This is a genomic window from Serratia sp. FS14 (assembly GCF_000695995.1).
In the GTDB taxonomy this organism is placed as follows: domain Bacteria; phylum Pseudomonadota; class Gammaproteobacteria; order Enterobacterales; family Enterobacteriaceae; genus Serratia; species Serratia nematodiphila.
In genome coordinates, this window is sequence record NZ_CP005927.1 from 4980354 (window position 1) to 4997563 (window position 17210).

Consider the following 17210-nt stretch of genomic DNA (forward strand, 5'->3'; position numbering starts at 1 on the left):
GCCACCTGCCCGCGCAGCGTGGCCTTCTTTTTTATCCCAATAGCTGGCCGACGCGCATCGCGCGGGCGACGTTGGCGGCGCTGCGCTGCAGGTTAAGCTCGCCTTGCGACAGCGCAACCTCCAGCGTACTCAGACGCGGCAAAATGCTGAACATCGCGTCGATCCCCTGCGCGTGCAGCGCCTCCGCCCCTTCCTCCACCACGCCGGCCAATGCGATGACCGGCAGGCCGCGCGCCCGCGCCAGACGGGCGACGCCGGACAGCGCCTTGCCGCCCAGCGTTTGGCTGTCGATGCGCCCTTCGCCGGTGACCAGCAGATCTGCCTCCGCCAACACCTGCTCCAGGCCCAGCGCCGCCATCACGATCTCGATACCCGGCTTCAGCGTTGCGCCGAGAAATACCTGGCAGGCGATCCCCATTCCGCCCGCCGCCCCGCCGCCGGCGACCTGCCGCACGTCGCGTCCGGAGCTCTGACGGATCACCTCGGCGTACTGCGCCAGGCCCTGCTCCAACTGCGCCACCATCGCCGCCGTCGCGCCCTTCTGCGGGCCGAACACCGTCGCCGCGCCGCGCGGCCCCACCAGCGGGTTGTCTACGTCACAGGCGACCTCAATCCGACACTGCCGCAGGCGCACGTCCAGCCTGCTGAGATCGATACCGTTCAGCGTCGCCAGCTCGCCGCCGCCCCACGGCAGCGCCCTGCCGTCCGGACGATAAAAACGGCCGCCCAACGCCTGCACCATGCCGACGCCGCCATCCACCGTGGCGCTGCCGCCGATGCCGAGGATCAGGTGGCGAATGCCCTGATCCAGCGCATGCAGGATCAGTTCGCCGGTGCCGTAGCTGGTGGCCAGCAGCGGGTTACGGCGTTCCGCCGGCGTCAGCATCAATCCGCTGGCCGCCGCCATCTCGATCACCGCCGTCTTGCCGTCGCCGCTGACGCCGTAAAACGCCGCCACCCGTTCCCCCAGCGGGCCCGTGGCGGTCACACTCACCTTGCGCCCGCCGGTGGCGGCCACCAGCGCGTCCACCGTGCCTTCGCCGCCGTCGGCGATCGGCAGGCAGACGCACTCGGCATCGGGATAAACCTCGTGAAAGCCGCGCGCGATCGCCCGCGCCGCCAATTCCGCGCTGACGCTTTCTTTAAATGAATCCGGTGCAATAACAATTTTCATGACGCATCCTTTATTCGAACGGAAATAAAAACGGCCATGCCTTCTCCCGCTGAATTAATCAGATGAAGAACGCATGGCGGAATAAAATAAAACTGTTGCCGACTATTTAATTGAGATGAAGAAAAGTGTTATTTATTGACCCATTTCGCCGGCACGCTGTAGGTCAATAATGCGCCCACGATCATCATCGCCGACAAAACGCACATCGCCGCCAAGTTACTGTGGGTCAGCTGTTTGAAATAGCCGATAATGTAAGGTGAAATAAATCCGCCGATATTGGCGATGGAATTGATGAGCGCAATGCCCGCTGCGGCGCAGGTGCCGGTAAAGATGGCATTCGGCAGGCTCCAGAACAGCGGCGACGGCACCAGGCTCGACGCCACCGCCACGCACAGCGCCGCCATCACCACGTGCTTGTTGTCCGGGAACAGGCCGATAAAGATCAGCGACACCGCCGCGATGCAGAACGGCACGATAATGTGCCAGCGCCGCTCGCGATGCTTGTCCGAACTGCGCGCGGCCACCAGCATCGCCACCACCGCCAGCATATACGGCAGCATGGTCAGCAGCCCGATATCCATCACCGAGGTCACGCCGGTGTCGCGAATGATGGTGGGCACCCAAAACGCCAGCCCGCCTTGCCCCATCACGGTACAGAAGCAAATCAGCCACATTTTGGTGAACGCGGACGACCTCAGCATGCTTTTCATCGTCCACTCCTGCCCGCCGGCGGCGCCCTGACGCGGCGCGCTCTGCGCCATATCCTCTTTGATCAGCGCCTTCTCCTGCGGGCTGAGCCACTTGGCGCTCTGATAGGTATTATCCAGGAAGCAAAAAATGACGATGGCGATCAACAGCGCGCGCGGGCCGCTGATAAAGAACAGCCATTGCCAGCCGGAGAGGTTCATCAGGCCGTTCATGTGTTCGATGATCCAGCCGCACAGCGGGCCGCCGATGATGTTGCTGACCGGGATGCCGCACACGAACAGCGCCGTCATCTTGGCGCGCTGGCTGGAGGGGAACCACAGCGTCAGGTAGAGGATCACGCCGGGGTAAAAGCCGGCTTCCGCCAGCCCCAGCAGAAAACGCGCCAGGTAGAATTGCCAGGGGTTGGTGATGAAGATGCTCAGCATCGAAATCGCCCCCCACACCACCATCAGCAGCGCGATGATCTTTCTGGCGCCGTAGCGGCTCAGCAGAATATTGCTGGGCACCCCGGCGATGATATAGCCGATGAAAAATACCCCGGCCCCCAGCCCGTAAACGGCTTCGGCCATCGAGACATTGCCGTTCAGAATATCGGGCATCATTTGGAATTTCGAAAACGAAATCCCCACCCGATCGAGATAACCGACGATATAGCTCACTAATAGAATGGGCATAATACGCCAGGCGATTTTTCGATATAAACGATTTTTGTCAGGGGCGGTAAGAATATCTTTATTAATAACAGCATTATCGGTTGCCATATTCAGTGTCTCCTTGGGTTGGCATCCTGCTTTTTACTTTTTATTGTGCTGAATCATTTTTTATTGGATTGGCGGGGACCCTCTTTATTTATCATAAAGAGGGCGTTATTAATGTCGAACATCTCTGATTCTAATGATAAGCCGGCGAATGAAACGCCGGCGGGCGCCTTAGCCGGCTACCCGGTGGTTGCCCATGATTTCCAGCGCCCGCACCAGCGCGGAGTGATCCAGTTCGCCGTCGCCATTGGCGGCGCAGACGTTGAACAACTCCTGGCAGGTGGCGGTATTCGGCAGGCTGAGCGCCAGCGCCTTCGCGCCCTGCAGCGCCAGATTGAGATCCTTCTGGTGCAGCGAGATGCGGAACCCCGGCGCGAACGCCCGCTTGATCATCCGCTCGCCGTGCACCTCGAGGATGCGCGACGAGGCGAAGCCGCCCATCAGGGCTTCACGCACCCGGGCCGGATCGGCGCCGGCGCGCGAGGCGAACACCAGCGCTTCACTGACCGCTTCGATGGTCAACGCCACGATGATCTGATTGGCGACCTTGCAGGTTTGCCCGTCGCCGTTGCCGCCGATCAACGTGATGTTCTTGCCCATCAGCGCCAGCAGCGGTTGCACCCGTTCGAAGGTCGCTTGCTCGCCGCCCACCATGATGGTCAGCGTGCCCTGTTTGGCGCCCACTTCGCCACCGGAAACCGGCGCGTCCAGGTACTGGGCGCCCAGCTGGTTGATGCGCTGCGCAAACGCTTTGGTCTCCAGCGGTGAAATGGAGCTCATGTCCACCACTACTTTGCCGTTCAGCTTGCCGGCGGCGCAGCCGCGTTCACCAAACAGCACCTCCTCCACCTGCGGCGTATCCGGCACCATGATGAAGATCACGTCCGCCTCATCCGCCACCTGCTGCGGATCGCGGCAGGCGATGGCCCCCTGTTGCAGTAACGTTGCCGGCACCTCATGTCGGGTGTGGGCGTAAAGCGTGTGCCCGCCCGCCAGCAGCTTTTCCGCCATCGGCGCGCCCATGATGCCCAGACCGATAAATCCCACTTTCATTTTCATCTCCTCAAGACAGGTATTTTTTAATCCATGACAGGCCGCTTTCCGTGGTGGTGAGCGGTTTGTATTCACAGCCGATCCAGCCGCGATACCCCATGCGATCCAGCTGCGCGAAGATAAACTCGCAGTTGATTTCGCCGGTGCCGGGCTCGTGCCGCCCCGGGTTATCGGCGACCTGGATGTGGTCGATCCTCGCCAGCAGGCGCTCGAGGGTCTGCGTCAGCTCTCCTTCCATGCGCTGCATGTGGTAGAGGTCGTACTGCAGATACAGGTTGGGGCTGCCGATCGCCTCGATCAGTTCGATCGCCTGCCGGGAGGTTTGCAGGTAGAACTGCGGCATGTCGTAGCGGTTGATCGGTTCGATCAGCAGGCGAATATTTTGCCGCGCCAGGGTGTCGGCGGCGTAGCTCAGGTTCTCCTTCACCCGTTCGTCAGTGGTGTGGCGGCTGACGGCAGGATCCGGATTGCCGATCAGGCAGTTGATGCGATCGCAGCCCAACGCCTGCGCATACTCAATCGCGCGCCCGACGCCGTCGCGGAACTCCGCTTCGCGCCCCGGCAAGCAGGCGATGCCCCGTTCGCCGGCCGCCCAGTCGCCGGCCGGCAGGTTGAACAGCACCTGGCTCAGACGGTGCGCCTCCAGTTCGCTGCGCAGCGCCGCGATCGGATAGTCGTAAGGGAACATGTATTCCACCGCGCTGAAGCCCTGCTCCTTCGCCCGGCGGAAACGCTGCATAAAATCGACTTCAGTGAACAGCATCGACAGGTTGGCTGAAAATTTCGGCATGGTAAGGCTCCTCAGCGGTAATCAAAGAAGTTGACCGAGGTCGGCGCGTCTTCCGGCATTGCCGCCACCGGCTCGAACTCGTTGACGTTATCCAGCTCGGTGCCCATGGAAATATTGGTGACGCGCTCCAGGATGATTTCCACCACCACCGGCACCCGGTGCTGCCGCATCAGTTCCTGGGCCTGACGGAACGCCGGCGCGATCTCTTCCGGTTTGAACACCCGCAGCGCCTTGCAACCCAGGCCTTCCGCCACCTTGACGTGATCGACGCCGTACTCGCCAATTTCCGCGTTGTTGATGTTTTCAAACGACAGCTGCACGCAGTAATCCATATCGAACCCGCGCTGTGCCTGACGGATCAGCCCCAGATAGGCGTTGTTCACCAGCACATGGATATACGGCAGCTTGAACTGCGCGCCGACCGCCAGCTCTTCGATCATGAACTGGAAATCATAGTCGCCCGACAGCGCGACCACCTTGCGCTGCGGATCGGCGGCGCATACGCCCAGCGCCGCAGGCAGCGTCCAACCCAGTGGGCCGGCCTGACCGGCATTGATCCAGTGACGCGGTTCGAAAACGTGCAGCATTTGCGCGGCGGCGATCTGCGACAGCCCGATGGTGGTGACGTAGCAGGCGTCGCGGCCGAAGGCGCGGTTCATCTCTTCATACACCCGCTGCGGCTTGACCGGTACGTTGTCGAAATGGGTCTTGCGCAGCAGCGTTTGCTTGCGCTGCAGGCAGGCGGCGCACCAGGCGTCGCGATTCGGCAACTCGCCGCGTTCGAAACGGCGCTGCGCCGTGTCCACCAGCATTTGCAGCGCGATGCGCGCGTCGGAAACGATGCCCAGGTCCGGGCAGATCACCCGGCCAATCTGTGTCGGCTCGATATCAATATGCACCACCTTGCGCCCGGCGGTGTACTTATCCACCGAACCGGTGTGGCGGTTGGCCCAGCGGTTGCCGATGCCGAACACCAGATCCGAGTCCAGCAGGTTGGCGTTGCCGTAGCGGTGCGAGGTTTGCAGGCCCGCCATGCCCGCCATCAGCGGGTGATCGTCCGGAATGGCGCCCCAGCCCATCAGCGTCGGGATCACCGGCACATTGCAGATCTCCGCCAGCCGTTGCAGCAGATCCGCCGCATCGGCGTTGTGAATGCCGCCGCCGGCGATGATCAACGGCTTTTTCGCCGCGCACAACAGATCCAGCGCTTTGTCGATCTGCGCCTGGGTGGCCGCCGGCTTATAGGCGGGCAGCGACGAGTAGGTGTCCGGATCGAACTCGATCTCCGCCATCTGCACGTCGAAAGGCAGGTCGATCAACACCGGGCCCGGCCGGCCGGAACGCATCAGATGGAACGCCTGCTGCAGCACGCGCGGCACCAGCGCCGGTTCCTGCACGGTGACCGCCATCTTGGTCACCGGCTTGGCGATCGACTCGATGTCCACCGCCTGAAAATCTTCTTTGTGCAAACGCGCGCGCGGCGCCTGGCCGGTGATGCACAGGATCGGAATCGAATCGGCGGAGGCGGAGTAAAGGCCGGTGATCATGTCAGTGCCCGCCGGGCCGGAGGTGCCGATGCACACACCGATGTTGCCGGCGGCGGCGCGGGTATAACCTTCCGCCATGTGCGAGGCCCCTTCCACGTGCCGCGCCAGGTAGTGTTTGATGCCGCCGTGTCGCCGCATCGCATCGTAGAACGGGTTAATCGCCGCGCCGGGCACGCCGAACGCGGTGGTGATCCCTTCTTTTTCCAGCACGTGCATTGCCGCGTCTACCGCTCGCATAATTGCCATGTGATGCTCTCCTTAATTTATTGGAAAAATTTTCCAAACTTAAAATGCCGTCAAAAAAACCCCGTTTGCTCATCAAACGGGGAGTCTTGTTCCGCGCCGGCGCACCCCGGCGCGCGGCGATTACGCCTTGCTGCGCGATTCACCCAGCGCGGCGCTGATATCTCTGGCCACTTCACCCACCAATTCACCCAGCTCTTTGAACCGCTCTTTGCCGACCCGCGAACTGGGCCCGGAAATGGAAATAGCGGCGATCACGTTGTTGTTGCGATCGAAAATCGCCGAAGCCAGGCAGTTCAGGCCCAGCGCGTGCTCTTCATCGTCGATGGTGTAGCCCTGCTCCAGCGACTGATGCAGATCCTTGCGCAGCAGGTTCACGCTGGTCAGGGTTTTCGGCGTATAGGATTGCAGCCCCGAACGCACGATCAGATCCAGCATCTCTTCTTCCGCCAGCGGATACAGCAGCGCCTTGCCGGCGCCCGATGCGTGCAGCGGCAAGCGGCTGCCCAGCGGCGCGCACATGCGCACCATCGCCTGGCATTCGCATTGGCGAATCAGCACCGCATCGAAATTGTTGCGGATCGCCAGGTTGGCGGTCTCGCCGGACAGCAGCATCAGCCGCCGCATGAACGGCCCGGCTACCGATACCACGTCGCGATCGTTCATGTAAGCGGAACCGACGGTGAATGACTGAATGCCGATATGCCACCAGCCCAGCTGCGGATCCTGAAAGACGAATTCCGATTTCTCCAGCACTTTCAACAATCTGAAGGTGGTTGACAGCGGCAACTCCAGCTTCTCGGACAGCACGGAAACCGACGAGCTTCCCCCGGCGTTGGCCAGATACTGGAGGATCTCCAGCCCGCGATCCAACGCCTGCGCCCCTTTGGTCGCGCCGGCTTCGGTGGCGGGTCGTCCTTTCCTGCGTAATTCGGTCATTCAAGCTTCCTTTGTCAGTGACGGCATGGGTGACGCTATGATAAACGCCCTGCGCGGCATGCGGCCAGCGCTATGCCAAAACTATGCGATACGGCTCCGGCAAGCGGCTGACTACGCAGTTGTCGGCGCCTGCACGATCGATGGTGAAAAAGTCGGTGACTTTCGCATAGGCGAACAGCGGGTGATGCCAGACGTTACGATGATAGTTGATCCCCTGTTTGCCGTTGGTGATAAAGGCGCGCAACGTGCCAACGGGGATCGTTTCGCCCGGTTCGGCGACGATCACCACGAAGCGTTCGCCATTCATCGGCACAAAGGCCTGCGACGAGAGCGGATGCTTTTCCAACAGGGAAAAGGTCATCGGCAGCTCGCAGGGTTCCGCCCGGTTGATGCTGGCCAGCACCCGGTTGCCGTCCGACACCTCAATCTTGGCGAGATCGTGATAACGCTCGGTTTTTCCGTCATTGATATGAAAGAAACGCGAGCCTTCTATCTGCAATACATCGCCATAAGGCGCAAAGGCCGCCGGCGTTAATTCTTCGATGACTAAATCCATGTGATTCTCCAAAGCGCATGACCCAGACGACGATTAAACGGCGATATTTCACCCAACGCCTTCACTCTAGACAGCGCATGGCAAATTTGACAGCAATTTTTTGGAAAATTTTTCCACAACAAGATCGTCCGCACATTTCACGATCGGAAGCCCATATTAATTGCTTGAAATCAATGAATTAAAAAACACCTGTTCCACTATCGACAAGAATAGGGCTGCGTATGCTCATCGCTATCCGGTGATTCTGTGACCTGGATCGTGGGGTTGGGCTTTGCCGCTGCCTATCGTGTCGCAACATCAGTAGATTCTTCTCACCGATAACCGAAAAGGCGGTGTCAGCCAAGGACCCCACATGCTGGATCACGAAACCATTCGTTCGTTTATCAAAGTTGCCGAGTGCCAAAGCTTCTCGCGCGCGGCAGAGTTGCTGCATAAAACCACCGCCACCATCAGCTACCGCATTAAAACGCTGGAAGAGAGCATCGGCACGCAGCTGTTTATCCGCACCACCCGCACCGTCAACCTGACGCCGGCCGGGGAGTATTTGCTGGAGCGCTGCCGCCAGTGGCACACCTGGCTGGACGCCATGCCGGGCGAACTGCGGCAAATCAACGACGGCGTAGAGCATCAGGTGAATATCGTGATCAACAACTTGCTGTACGACGCCGCCGCCGTAGCCGGGCTGTTGACTCACCTGCACGACAAATACCCGTTCACCCAATTCCACATTTCCCGCCAGGTGTACATGGGCGTGTGGGACGCGCTGCTGAATGAGGATTGCCATCTGGCGATCGGCGCGGCGGGCAATGAATCGCTGGAAAACAGCATCAAGGTGCTGCCGCTCGGCAAGATCGATTGGGTGTTCGCCATTTCGCCGACGCATCCGCTGGCCGCTGCCGCCGATCCGTTGAACGAAACGCAGCTGCGCCCTTATGCCGCAATCAACGTCGAAGATACCGCGCGCCATCTGGCCAAGCGTACCGCCTGGTTGCTGTCCGGCCAGCAGGAGATCAAGGTGCCGGATCTGCGCACCAAGCTGGAATGCCATCTGCGCGGTCTCGGGATCGGTTTCCTTCCGCGCCAGCTGTGCCAAACTTATCTTGATAGCGGCGAATTGGTGGCCAAGCAGCTCAGATATCCGCGCCAACCTTCACCCCTGTCGCTGGCCTGGTCCGATGCTCGCGGCGGCGAAGCGGTGCGCACCCTGATCAGCCTGTTCCAGACGCGGGATCCGTTAATCGCGGGTTTGGTCAGCGCCCTGGATTAAGTCGCGGTATCGGTAGGCATTTTTCCTGCGCTGGCGTAATATCTGTTTACATATGTCTGACAGGAGGTTTGCATGCTTACTTTTATTCCCATCGTGATCGTCGTCGCGCTGATTGTGGTGTTCGCCGGCGTCAAAATTGTGCCGCAGGGGTTCCAATGGACGGTAGAACGCTTCGGCCGCTACACCAAAACGCTGATGCCGGGCCTGAACCTGGTGGTGCCGTTCATGGACCGCATCGGCCGTAAAATCAATATGATGGAGCAGGTGCTGGACATCCCTTCGCAGGAAGTGATTTCCCGCGATAACGCCAACGTGGCCATCGATGCGGTGTGCTTTATCCAGGTGGTCGATCCGGCGCGCGCCGCTTACGAGGTCAGCAACCTCGAACAGGCGATCGTCAACCTGACCATGACCAACTTCCGCACCGTGCTCGGCTCGATGGAGCTGGACGAAATGCTGTCGCAGCGCGACAGCATCAACAGCCGCCTGCTGCACATCGTCGATGAAGCGACCAACCCTTGGGGGGTGAAGATCACCCGTATCGAGATCCGCGACGTGCGCCCACCGGCGGAACTGATCGCCTCGATGAACGCCCAGATGAAGGCCGAGCGAACCAAGCGCGCCGACATCCTGGAGGCGGAAGGGGTGCGCCAGGCGGCCATTCTGCGCGCCGAGGGTGAGAAACAATCGCAAATCCTGAAGGCCGAGGGCGAACGCCAGTCGGCGTTCCTGCAGGCGGAAGCGCGTGAGCGCGCCGCCGAGGCCGAGGCGCGCGCCACCCAGCTGGTGTCCGACGCCATCGCCAGCGGCAACATTCAGGCGGTGAACTACTTCGTGGCGCAGAAATACACCGACGCGCTGCAGAAGATCGGTTCCTCCAACAACAGCAAAGTGGTGATGATGCCGCTGGACGCCAGCAGCCTGCTCGGCTCGATCGGCGGCATTACCGAACTGCTGAAAGAAAGCAAAGGCAAATAATCATGCTCGAACTGATCGCGGCGAATCCGCTGTGGTTCTGGCTCTCCCTCGGGGGCGTGTTGCTGGCGGCGGAAATGCTCGGCGCCGGAGGCTACCTGCTGTGGAGCGGCGTGGCGGCGCTGTTGGTCGGCGCCTTGATCTGGCTGCTGCCGACGCTCACCTGGGAATGGCAAGGCGTGATCTTCGCCGTCCTGACCGTCGTCGTCGCCTACCTGTGGTGGTACTGGCTGCGCCGGCGCCCGGCGGCCGCGTCCGGCGGTTCACCGGTGCTCAACCAGCGCAACCGTCAGCTGATCGGCACCCGCGCCACGCTGACGGAACCGATGCACAACGGCATGGGCCGCATCAATATCGGCGACAGCAGCTGGCGCGCGCAGGCGGCGGAAGATCTGCCCGCCGGTACCGAAGTGGAAGTGGTGGCGGTGGAAGGGGTCACACTGGTGATCCGCGCCATCAGCCGTTAATTCGAACGACAGCATCCCGCCAGATTATTGATGATGGGGCACTCGGCCCCCTCGTCGCCCGGACATTGTTCCGCCAGCGTCAACAGGCGTTGGCGCATTTCTCCCAGTTCGCTGATGTGCCTTTCGATCTCCGCCACCTTCTGCAGCGTGCGCGCCTTCACGTCGGCGCTGTGGCGGGCCGGATCGTTGAACAACGCCACCAGCTCACGGCACTCGTCCAGGTTGAAGCCCACCTGCCGCGCCTGGCGCAGCAGCGTCAGCTCTTCAACGTGCCTGGCGGAATAATGGCGATAACCGTTATCGCTGCGGATCGGGGCGGTAATCAGCGCTTTCTCCTCGTAAAAACGAATCGTCTTGCTGGTTAACCCGGTCTTTTTCGCGACGTCGCTAATATTCATTTTTTCCTCCGGAATGCTCCTGCTCACCTTCTATCTTAAGACGCTTTCCGCCACTCACCAAGCCTCAACGCCCTACCGTCGATAGCGATGAGAAACCGATAGCCACAGCCAAAAGATAGATACTTCACCTGCAAAGTATTCATCAAAAAAACAATAGACAATCTAACCTATTAAAATTTGATCAAATTAAGATTTTTATTATATGTAAATTTTTGTGTATAAATAACACAAAATAAAACACAATTAAAACAACAAAATAAAAACACAAATTAACAAAATTGTAATAATAGACCACACAAATAAACATTTATTTACATTTGCCATTACTGCGCCTGTTTGAGTTTTGGCCACCTCCAAACTAGAAATATTAGCTAATTTAATCTCTCAACCCGATGGCGGAGTTCGTCATGGATTTTAACTTATCAAGCGAGCAGCAGGCTCTAAGCGAATCCGCTCAGCGTTTTGCCCGCGAGGTGCTGGATCAGGATGCGCATGATCGGCTTTCACGGCAGGTATTAAGCCTGGATTTGTGGCGACAAGCCGCCGCCTATGGTTTTACCCGAGCCCCCGTGACGACCGCGTTCGGCGGATTGGGCATGAGCGCGCTCGATACTGCGCTGATGATTGAAGCGCTGGGTAAAGGCAGCCGCGACATCGGCATGTCCTTTTCGCTCTGCGCCCATCTGTGCGCCTGCGTGATCCCGCTTTCCCGCTTCGGTTCCGAAGCATTAAAAGCGCAGTATCTCGAAGCGTTGGCGGCCGGAAAACTGATCGCGGCGAATGCGGCGACGGAGCCGGACGCCGGTTCCGATATTTATGCCATGAAATCAACCGCTCAACCCTGTGAAGGCGGCTACCGGCTCAACGGAAACAAAATTTTCATCACCAACGCGCCGATTGCCGACATCTTCATCGTCTATGCGAAAACCCATCCCGAACATGGCTTTATGGGCGTGTCCGCATTTGTGCTCGAGAAAGGGATGCCAGGCTTAAACGTAGGCGCCGTCAGCCCGAAAGATTGCCTCTCCAACTGCCCGTGGAGCGAACTGACCTTCAACGACGTCTTCATTCCAGAGGCCCAACGGCTCGGCATGCCGGGCGCCGGCGGCGCCATCTTCCACGATTCAATGATCTGGGAAAAAGGCTGCCTGTCGGCTCTGTTTATCGGCGCAATGGAGCGCGTGTTCGACAGCGCGCTGGACTATGCCAAACAACGCCGACAATTCGGCAAAGCGATTGGCCAATTTCAGTCCGTCTCCAACCGCATCATCGAGATGAAACTGCGTCTGGAACAGTGTCGGCTAATGCTCTACCGCGCCTGTTGGAAACACGATCGGGGCCAGGATGCCGAGATCGACATCGCCATGAGCAAACTGTTGATTTCCGAATATGCCGTGCAGTCCGCGCTGGACGCGATTCAAATCTTCGGCGGAGCCGGCATGGATCAAGAACTCGGTCTGGTGCGCCACTTGCTGAACGTGATCCCCAGCCGGATCTTCTCCGGCACCAACGAGATACAAAAAGAAATTGTCGCCCGCAAGCTGGGTCTGAGGGGAGGCGCATGATGATCGTTCAACGCGTTTTTGCCGTGCTCTATATGTTGGCCGGCCTGGCGAAAGCCTTCCCTCAGTTGGAAAACGTCGCCGATATTCTGCAGCAGGCGGCCGTGGCGAACCAGGGCACCTGGTACGCCGGGGCGACGGCTTGGCTGGCGGCGCAGGGTACAGCGGTTAACGCGCTGATCGGCGTGGCGCTGTTTGCCTCCGGTGCGGTCTTGATGTTCAACCCGCGTTGGACGCCATTGATCATCTACTGCCAGCTGCTGATGATGGCGGGATTTGTCACGATCCTGCACCGCGCCCAGCCGCAGGTCATATTGCTCGATGCGATTTTCGCGCTGGCGGCGCTGTACATGCTGCGGCAGCAACACCACCGCAAACCCAAGCCACGCACGTTCCCCACGCGCGACTTTTCCACGCCCACGCCGGCGTCAGCCGGCTCGGTAACCCCCACGCTGGACGGCGAGTATGACGTGGTGATCATCGGCGGCGGCGTCTCCGGTTTGGCCGCGGCCAGCGAACTGACCGAACGCCGGGTTCTGGTGCTGGAAAAAAGCGCTTCCTTTGGCGGCAACGCGCGCTACCGCGCGGTGAATCGCCTGAAGTTTCCCATCGCCGGCGTCTGCTTCCAGGAGCCATTGCCGGGTTCGTTCATGTTGCAACTGCTGAAGAAAATCGGTCTGAGCGGCGCCTACAAGTCCAATGAAAAGGACACGCTGGTGTTTTTCGACACCTTCTTGCTGCTCCGATGCCTGGGTGAAGTCGTCGTTGGTTTTCTCAAACAGCCGGTCTACCTGCTGAAACCCGCCGTCTGGCGCCTGACGGGACAACTATTCCTGCATGCCTTGATCGGTAAACCTTATGTTATCGCGGCAAAACAGCTGGGCGATCCGATCTTTGCCGATCTGTACGCCTTCCTCGATACCTTCTCGCCGCGCGGCGAGCGGTACCCCAGCCTGCCCTGGACGCCGCAGAGCGCCTGGAGCAAAGCGAATATGGCGCTGCTCGACACTATCCCGCTGTACACTTATCTGTTCGAACCGCACAAACTGGATCAGATCCCGGCGGATCTGCGGCCACCGAGAAAATTCGGCAAGCTGGTAGAGAATGCCGTCAGCACCACGCTGCGCGTGGAATGTCTCGATATTCGCGAAGTCTCCGCCTATGTCGGATTGCACTTTCTGGTGGGGTATTTACGCGGCAATCTGGTCACGCTGCCGGGCGGTAACGGCAGCATCAGCGCCGGGCTGCTCGACTATCTTGAGGAGCAAAACAACGTCAGGCTGCAAAGCCGCGTACAGCTTCAAAGCATCACGCCCGGCGGCGACGAAACGGTGATCCGGTTCAGCGTCAATGGCGCGGCCAGCGAAATCAGAGCCAAACAAGTGATCTGGGCAGCCCCCAAAACGCATGTGCCCACCTGGTTACCCACCCTGCCCAAAGAGCAATTGGCGGCGATCCGTCAGATCCGCCATGAAGATTACTACCTGGCGAACGTGCTGTTGAAAAAGCCGATCCTCGAACACTCGTTCGGCGGCTATCTGATCGAGCCGGAAAACACCCGCACACCTTACTATTGGAGCAAAGCCGGCACCTGCCTGATCGCCAATTGGATGGACAATCACCTCAGCGCGGAAACCGGGGTATTAACCCTGCTCAAACCGACCACTCGCCCAGAGCGGCAAGGTCGCACCGCGCAGAACGAGTTCCCGGCGCTGCAGCAACAGACCTATGTCGAAATCGCCAAAGTGCTGGGCAACATGGGCATTGACGCCGACATCATTGAAGACATTCAAATCTGGTTCTGGCCCGCGGGTCTGGTGACCTCGGTCGCCGGACAACAGGCTCAGGGCGTGTTTCACCAGGCCAGCATGCCGTTTGAGAATATTCACTTCGCCAATCAGGACAGCGTGGGCATCGGTAATATCGAAAGCGCGGTGTTAGCCGGGCTGAACGCCGCCAAAGCGGTGAGAGAACGCCTCGCAATACCCGTTACGCCTGCGGAGGTGATGTCATGAATCCTACCCTGGTGGTTGAACTTTCCGGCGATAAAACGCTGGAACCCCATCGCCTGGGCGGCAAAGCCCATTCGTTGAATCATTTGATTCAGGCGGGCTTGCCGGTGCCGCCGGCGTTTTGCATCACCGCGCAGGCTTACCGGCAGTTTATCGAATTCGCCGTGCCGGGAGCGCTGCTCGACACGGGCGCGCCGGGCAACGTGCGCGATATGATTTTGAGCGCCGCCATCCCCGCCCCGCTCGATCTGGCGATCCGTCACGCCTGCAAACAGTTGGGCGACGGCGCCTCGCTCGCCGTGCGCTCTTCGGCGCTGGAAGAAGACGGCCTGACCCACTCTTTCGCCGGGCAATACGACACTTACCTGCACGTGCGCGGGGATGACGAGGTGGTGCGCAAGGTGCAATCCTGCTGGGCGTCGCTCTGGGCGGAACGCGCCGCCCAGTATAGCCGGACATCGGCGGCGCAGAGCGATATCGCCGTCGTCTTGCAAATCATGGTGGATGCAGACGCCGCCGGCGTCATGTTTACCCAAGATCCGCTGACAGGCGATGCCAACCACATCGTCATCGACAGCTGCTGGGGGCTGGGGGAAGGCGTGGTCTCCGGACAGGTCACCACCGACAGCTTCATTTTGGATAAGGCGAGCGGCGAGATCCGCGAGCAGCAAATTCGTCACAAACCGCACTATTGCCAACGCGATCCGCAGGGACGGGTCACGCTGCTGCAAACGCCTGAAGCCAGGCGAGACGCTCCCAGCCTAACCCCGGAACAGCTGCAACAGCTTGCCAGGCTGGCCAGGCAAACGCGGATGATTTACGGCGCGGAACTGGATATCGAATGGGCGGTGAAAGACGATCGCGTGTGGCTCCTGCAGGCGCGGCCGATCACCACGCAGGCCAAACCGGTTCAGATGCTTTACGCCAACCCGTGGGAAAGCGATCCGGCGATCAAGGAACGGGCCTTTTTCTCCCGAATGGACACCGGCGAGATCGTCACCGGCTTGATGACGCCGCTGGGGCTGTCGTTTTGCCAGTTCTACCAAAAGCATATTCATGGCCCGGCGATCAAAACCATGGGGCTGGCGGATATCGGCGATTGGCAGATTTATATGGGGTATTTGCAAGGCTACGTCTATCTGAATATCTCCGGATCGGCCTACATGCTCCGCCAATGCCCGCCCACCCGCGACGAAATGAAGTTCACGACCCGCTACGCCACCGCCGATATCGATTTCAGCGGGTACAAAAACCCCTATGGTCCCGGCGTACAGGGATGGGCCTATCTCAAGAGCGCCTGGCATTGGCTGAAACAGCAGAGGCATAACCTGCGCAGCGCCGGCGCGACCGTCGATGCCATGATCGCCCTGCGCCAGCGCGAGACGCGCCGCTTTCTGGCGCTGGATCTGACCACCATGACGCATCAGGAGCTGGAGCGGGAACTCAGCCGCATCGACGATTACTTCCTCGACAGCTGCGCCGCCTATATGCCCTTCTTCCTTCAGTCGTTCGCGCTCTACGATGCGCTGGCGCTGACCTGCGAACGTTACCTCAAAGGCCGCGGCAACGGATTGCAAAATCGCATCAAGGCGTCGATGAACAACCTGCGCACCATCGAAGTCACGCTGGGCATTCTCAGCCTGGTGGAGACGGTCAATCGTCAACCGGCGTTGAAGGCCGTGTTCGAGCGACACAGCGCACAGGAACTGGTCACCGTCCTGCCCACCGATCCCGAATCGCGCGCCTTCTGGCAAAGCGACTTCAGCGCCTTCCTGTTCGAGTTCGGCGCCCGTGGCCGCCAGGAGTTCGAATTGAGTCTTCCGCGCTGGAACGACGATCCCAGCTACCTGCTGCAAGTGATGAAAATGTATCTGCAACATCCGGTGGATCTGCACACGAAACTGCGGGAAACAGAGCGGCTGCGCCATGAAGACAGCGCGACGCTGCTTAAAGCGATGCCCTGGTTTGGCCGGATGAAGCTGAAGTTCATCACCAAACTGTATGGCGTGATGGCCGAACGCCGCGAAGCGACCCGGCCAACCTTCGTCACCGAAACCTGGTTCTACCGCCGCATCATGTTGGAAGTGCTGCGGCGCCTGGAGGCGCAAGGCCTGGTCAAACAGGCCGATCTGCCCTATGTGGACTTCGAGCGCTTCCGCGCGTTTATGGCGGGGGAACAGTCGGCGCAGGAGGCGTTCGCCGCCGATCTGATCGAGCGCAATCGCCACCAGCATCTGCTGAACCTGCATGCGGAAGAGCCGCCGATGGCGATCGTCGGGGGGTATCAGCCCAGGATGAAAGCCCCCACGGCGGAAAACGCCGCCGGCATGCTGTCCGGCCTGGCGGCCAGCCCTGGCAAAGTGGTGGCGAAGGCGCGCGTCATCACCGATCTGCTGGCGCAGGCCGGCGAGCTGCAGCCCAACGAAATCCTGGTGGCGCGCTTTACCGACGCCAGTTGGACCCCGCTCTTCGCGCTGGCGGCGGGCATCGTCACCGATATCGGCTCCGCGCTGTCCCACAGCTGCATCGTCGCACGCGAATTCGGCATCCCCGCGGCGGTCAATCTCAAGAACGCCACCCAGCTGATCAACAGCGGCGACACCTTGATTCTCGACGGCGACAGCGGGACGGTCATTATTCAACGCGGAGAACGTGCCGATGGCTAGTCAGCACCACATCCGGCGAAGGTAAACCATCCGCCTGAAAACAGCACAATTCAACGAAGGTGATGCGCGCGGCAACCGCCGCCTGCAGAGACCGT

The 17210-nt window shown here is 60.1% G+C and carries 14 protein-coding genes; 6 read left to right on the forward strand and 8 right to left on the reverse strand.

From position 1 onward, the window contains the following. Positions 1–31: 31 nt before the first annotated feature. From L085_RS22865 to L085_RS22895, 7 genes are all read right to left on the reverse strand, one after another. Entirely contained in the window at positions 32–1174 is a 1143-nt protein-coding gene (locus L085_RS22865) for a glycerate kinase (RefSeq protein ID WP_044031803.1), read from the reverse strand. Between the two features lie 128 nt (positions 1175–1302). Then, the gene (locus L085_RS22870) at positions 1303–2556 is read right to left on the reverse strand and encodes an MFS transporter (RefSeq protein ID WP_226882941.1); all 1254 of its coding nucleotides are present in this window, start codon (positions 2554–2556) and stop codon (positions 1303–1305) included. A 255-nt stretch (positions 2557–2811) separates the two neighbouring features. Then, entirely contained in the window at positions 2812–3693 is an 882-nt protein-coding gene (gene glxR, locus L085_RS22875) for a 2-hydroxy-3-oxopropionate reductase (RefSeq protein WP_015376895.1), read from the reverse strand. 10 nt (positions 3694–3703) lie between these two features. After that, entirely contained in the window at positions 3704–4483 is a 780-nt protein-coding gene (gene hyi / locus L085_RS22880) for a hydroxypyruvate isomerase (RefSeq protein WP_044031805.1), read from the reverse strand. A gap of 11 nt (positions 4484–4494) precedes the next feature. Continuing rightward, the gene (gene gcl, locus L085_RS22885; RefSeq protein WP_044031806.1) at positions 4495–6276 is read right to left on the reverse strand and encodes a glyoxylate carboligase; all 1782 of its coding nucleotides are present in this window, start codon (positions 6274–6276) and stop codon (positions 4495–4497) included. 120 nt (positions 6277–6396) lie between these two features. Next, complete coding sequence (gene allR, locus L085_RS22890; protein ID WP_015376892.1) at positions 6397–7212, reverse strand: HTH-type transcriptional repressor AllR; 816 nt, start codon at positions 7210–7212, stop codon at positions 6397–6399. 70 nt (positions 7213–7282) lie between these two features. Next, positions 7283–7768 carry an ureidoglycolate lyase gene (locus L085_RS22895; protein ID WP_015376891.1) on the reverse strand — a complete coding sequence of 162 codons (486 nt, stop codon included), beginning with the start codon at positions 7766–7768 and terminating at the stop codon, positions 7283–7285. 352 nt (positions 7769–8120) lie between these two features. Between L085_RS22895 and allS the strand changes: the two genes are divergently transcribed. The 3 genes from allS (at position 8121) to L085_RS22910 (ending at position 10477) form a co-directional block, all read left to right on the forward strand. Continuing rightward, positions 8121–9035 carry an HTH-type transcriptional activator AllS gene (allS, locus tag L085_RS22900; protein ID WP_044031807.1) on the forward strand — a complete coding sequence of 305 codons (915 nt, stop codon included), beginning with the start codon at positions 8121–8123 and terminating at the stop codon, positions 9033–9035. Positions 9036–9107: 72 nt separating this feature from the next. Continuing rightward, the gene (locus L085_RS22905) at positions 9108–10013 is read left to right on the forward strand and encodes an SPFH domain-containing protein (protein ID WP_004940203.1); all 906 of its coding nucleotides are present in this window, start codon (positions 9108–9110) and stop codon (positions 10011–10013) included. Positions 10014–10015: 2 nt separating this feature from the next. Further along, entirely contained in the window at positions 10016–10477 is a 462-nt protein-coding gene (locus tag L085_RS22910; RefSeq protein ID WP_015376889.1) for an NfeD family protein, read from the forward strand. Here the strand turns inward: L085_RS22910 and cueR are convergent. Beyond that, entirely contained in the window at positions 10474–10875 is a 402-nt protein-coding gene (cueR, locus tag L085_RS22915; protein ID WP_015376888.1) for a Cu(I)-responsive transcriptional regulator, read from the reverse strand. The genes L085_RS22910 and cueR overlap by 4 nt on opposite strands. A 392-nt stretch (positions 10876–11267) precedes the next feature. Here cueR and L085_RS22920 point away from each other — a divergent pair, with 392 nt between their 5' ends. The 3 genes from L085_RS22920 to L085_RS22930 are packed head-to-tail and all read left to right on the forward strand — an operon-like array spanning position 11268 to position 17115. Then, the gene (locus L085_RS22920) at positions 11268–12440 is read left to right on the forward strand and encodes an acyl-CoA dehydrogenase family protein (RefSeq protein ID WP_226988558.1); all 1173 of its coding nucleotides are present in this window, start codon (positions 11268–11270) and stop codon (positions 12438–12440) included. Then, positions 12437–14452, forward strand: coding sequence for an FAD-dependent oxidoreductase (locus tag L085_RS22925; protein ID WP_226988559.1), 2016 nt, complete (start codon positions 12437–12439; stop codon positions 14450–14452). Before L085_RS22920 ends, L085_RS22925 begins: the two co-directional genes overlap by 4 nt. Further along, a complete protein-coding gene (locus L085_RS22930) occupies positions 14449–17115 on the forward strand; it encodes a PEP/pyruvate-binding domain-containing protein (RefSeq protein WP_044031808.1) in 2667 nt (888 codons plus the stop codon). Before L085_RS22925 ends, L085_RS22930 begins: the two co-directional genes overlap by 4 nt. Positions 17116–17210: the final 95 nt, after the last annotated feature.

Excerpts from the sequence above, each read along its gene's own strand:
- gcl (WP_044031806.1), bottom strand. The coding sequence starts at position 6,276 with ATGGCAATTATGCGAGCGGTAGACGCGGCAATGCACGTGCTGGAAAAA.
- hyi (WP_044031805.1), bottom strand. The coding sequence starts at position 4,483 with ATGCCGAAATTTTCAGCCAACCTGTCGATGCTGTTCACTGAAGTCGAT.
- L085_RS22910 (WP_015376889.1), top strand. The coding sequence starts at position 10,016 with ATGCTCGAACTGATCGCGGCGAATCCGCTGTGGTTCTGGCTCTCCCTC.
- L085_RS22925 (WP_226988559.1), top strand. The coding sequence starts at position 12,437 with ATGATGATCGTTCAACGCGTTTTTGCCGTGCTCTATATGTTGGCCGGC.
- L085_RS22870 (WP_226882941.1), bottom strand. The coding sequence starts at position 2,556 with ATGCCCATTCTATTAGTGAGCTATATCGTCGGTTATCTCGATCGGGTG.
- L085_RS22920 (WP_226988558.1), top strand. The coding sequence starts at position 11,268 with ATGGCGGAGTTCGTCATGGATTTTAACTTATCAAGCGAGCAGCAGGCT.
- glxR (WP_015376895.1), bottom strand. The coding sequence starts at position 3,693 with ATGAAAGTGGGATTTATCGGTCTGGGCATCATGGGCGCGCCGATGGCG.
- L085_RS22930 (WP_044031808.1), top strand. The coding sequence starts at position 14,449 with ATGAATCCTACCCTGGTGGTTGAACTTTCCGGCGATAAAACGCTGGAA.
- allR (WP_015376892.1), bottom strand. The coding sequence starts at position 7,212 with ATGACCGAATTACGCAGGAAAGGACGACCCGCCACCGAAGCCGGCGCG.
- L085_RS22905 (WP_004940203.1), top strand. The coding sequence starts at position 9,108 with ATGCTTACTTTTATTCCCATCGTGATCGTCGTCGCGCTGATTGTGGTG.
- cueR (WP_015376888.1), bottom strand. The coding sequence starts at position 10,875 with ATGAATATTAGCGACGTCGCGAAAAAGACCGGGTTAACCAGCAAGACG.
- allS (WP_044031807.1), top strand. The coding sequence starts at position 8,121 with ATGCTGGATCACGAAACCATTCGTTCGTTTATCAAAGTTGCCGAGTGC.
- L085_RS22865 (WP_044031803.1), bottom strand. The coding sequence starts at position 1,174 with ATGAAAATTGTTATTGCACCGGATTCATTTAAAGAAAGCGTCAGCGCG.
- L085_RS22895 (WP_015376891.1), bottom strand. The coding sequence starts at position 7,768 with ATGGATTTAGTCATCGAAGAATTAACGCCGGCGGCCTTTGCGCCTTAT.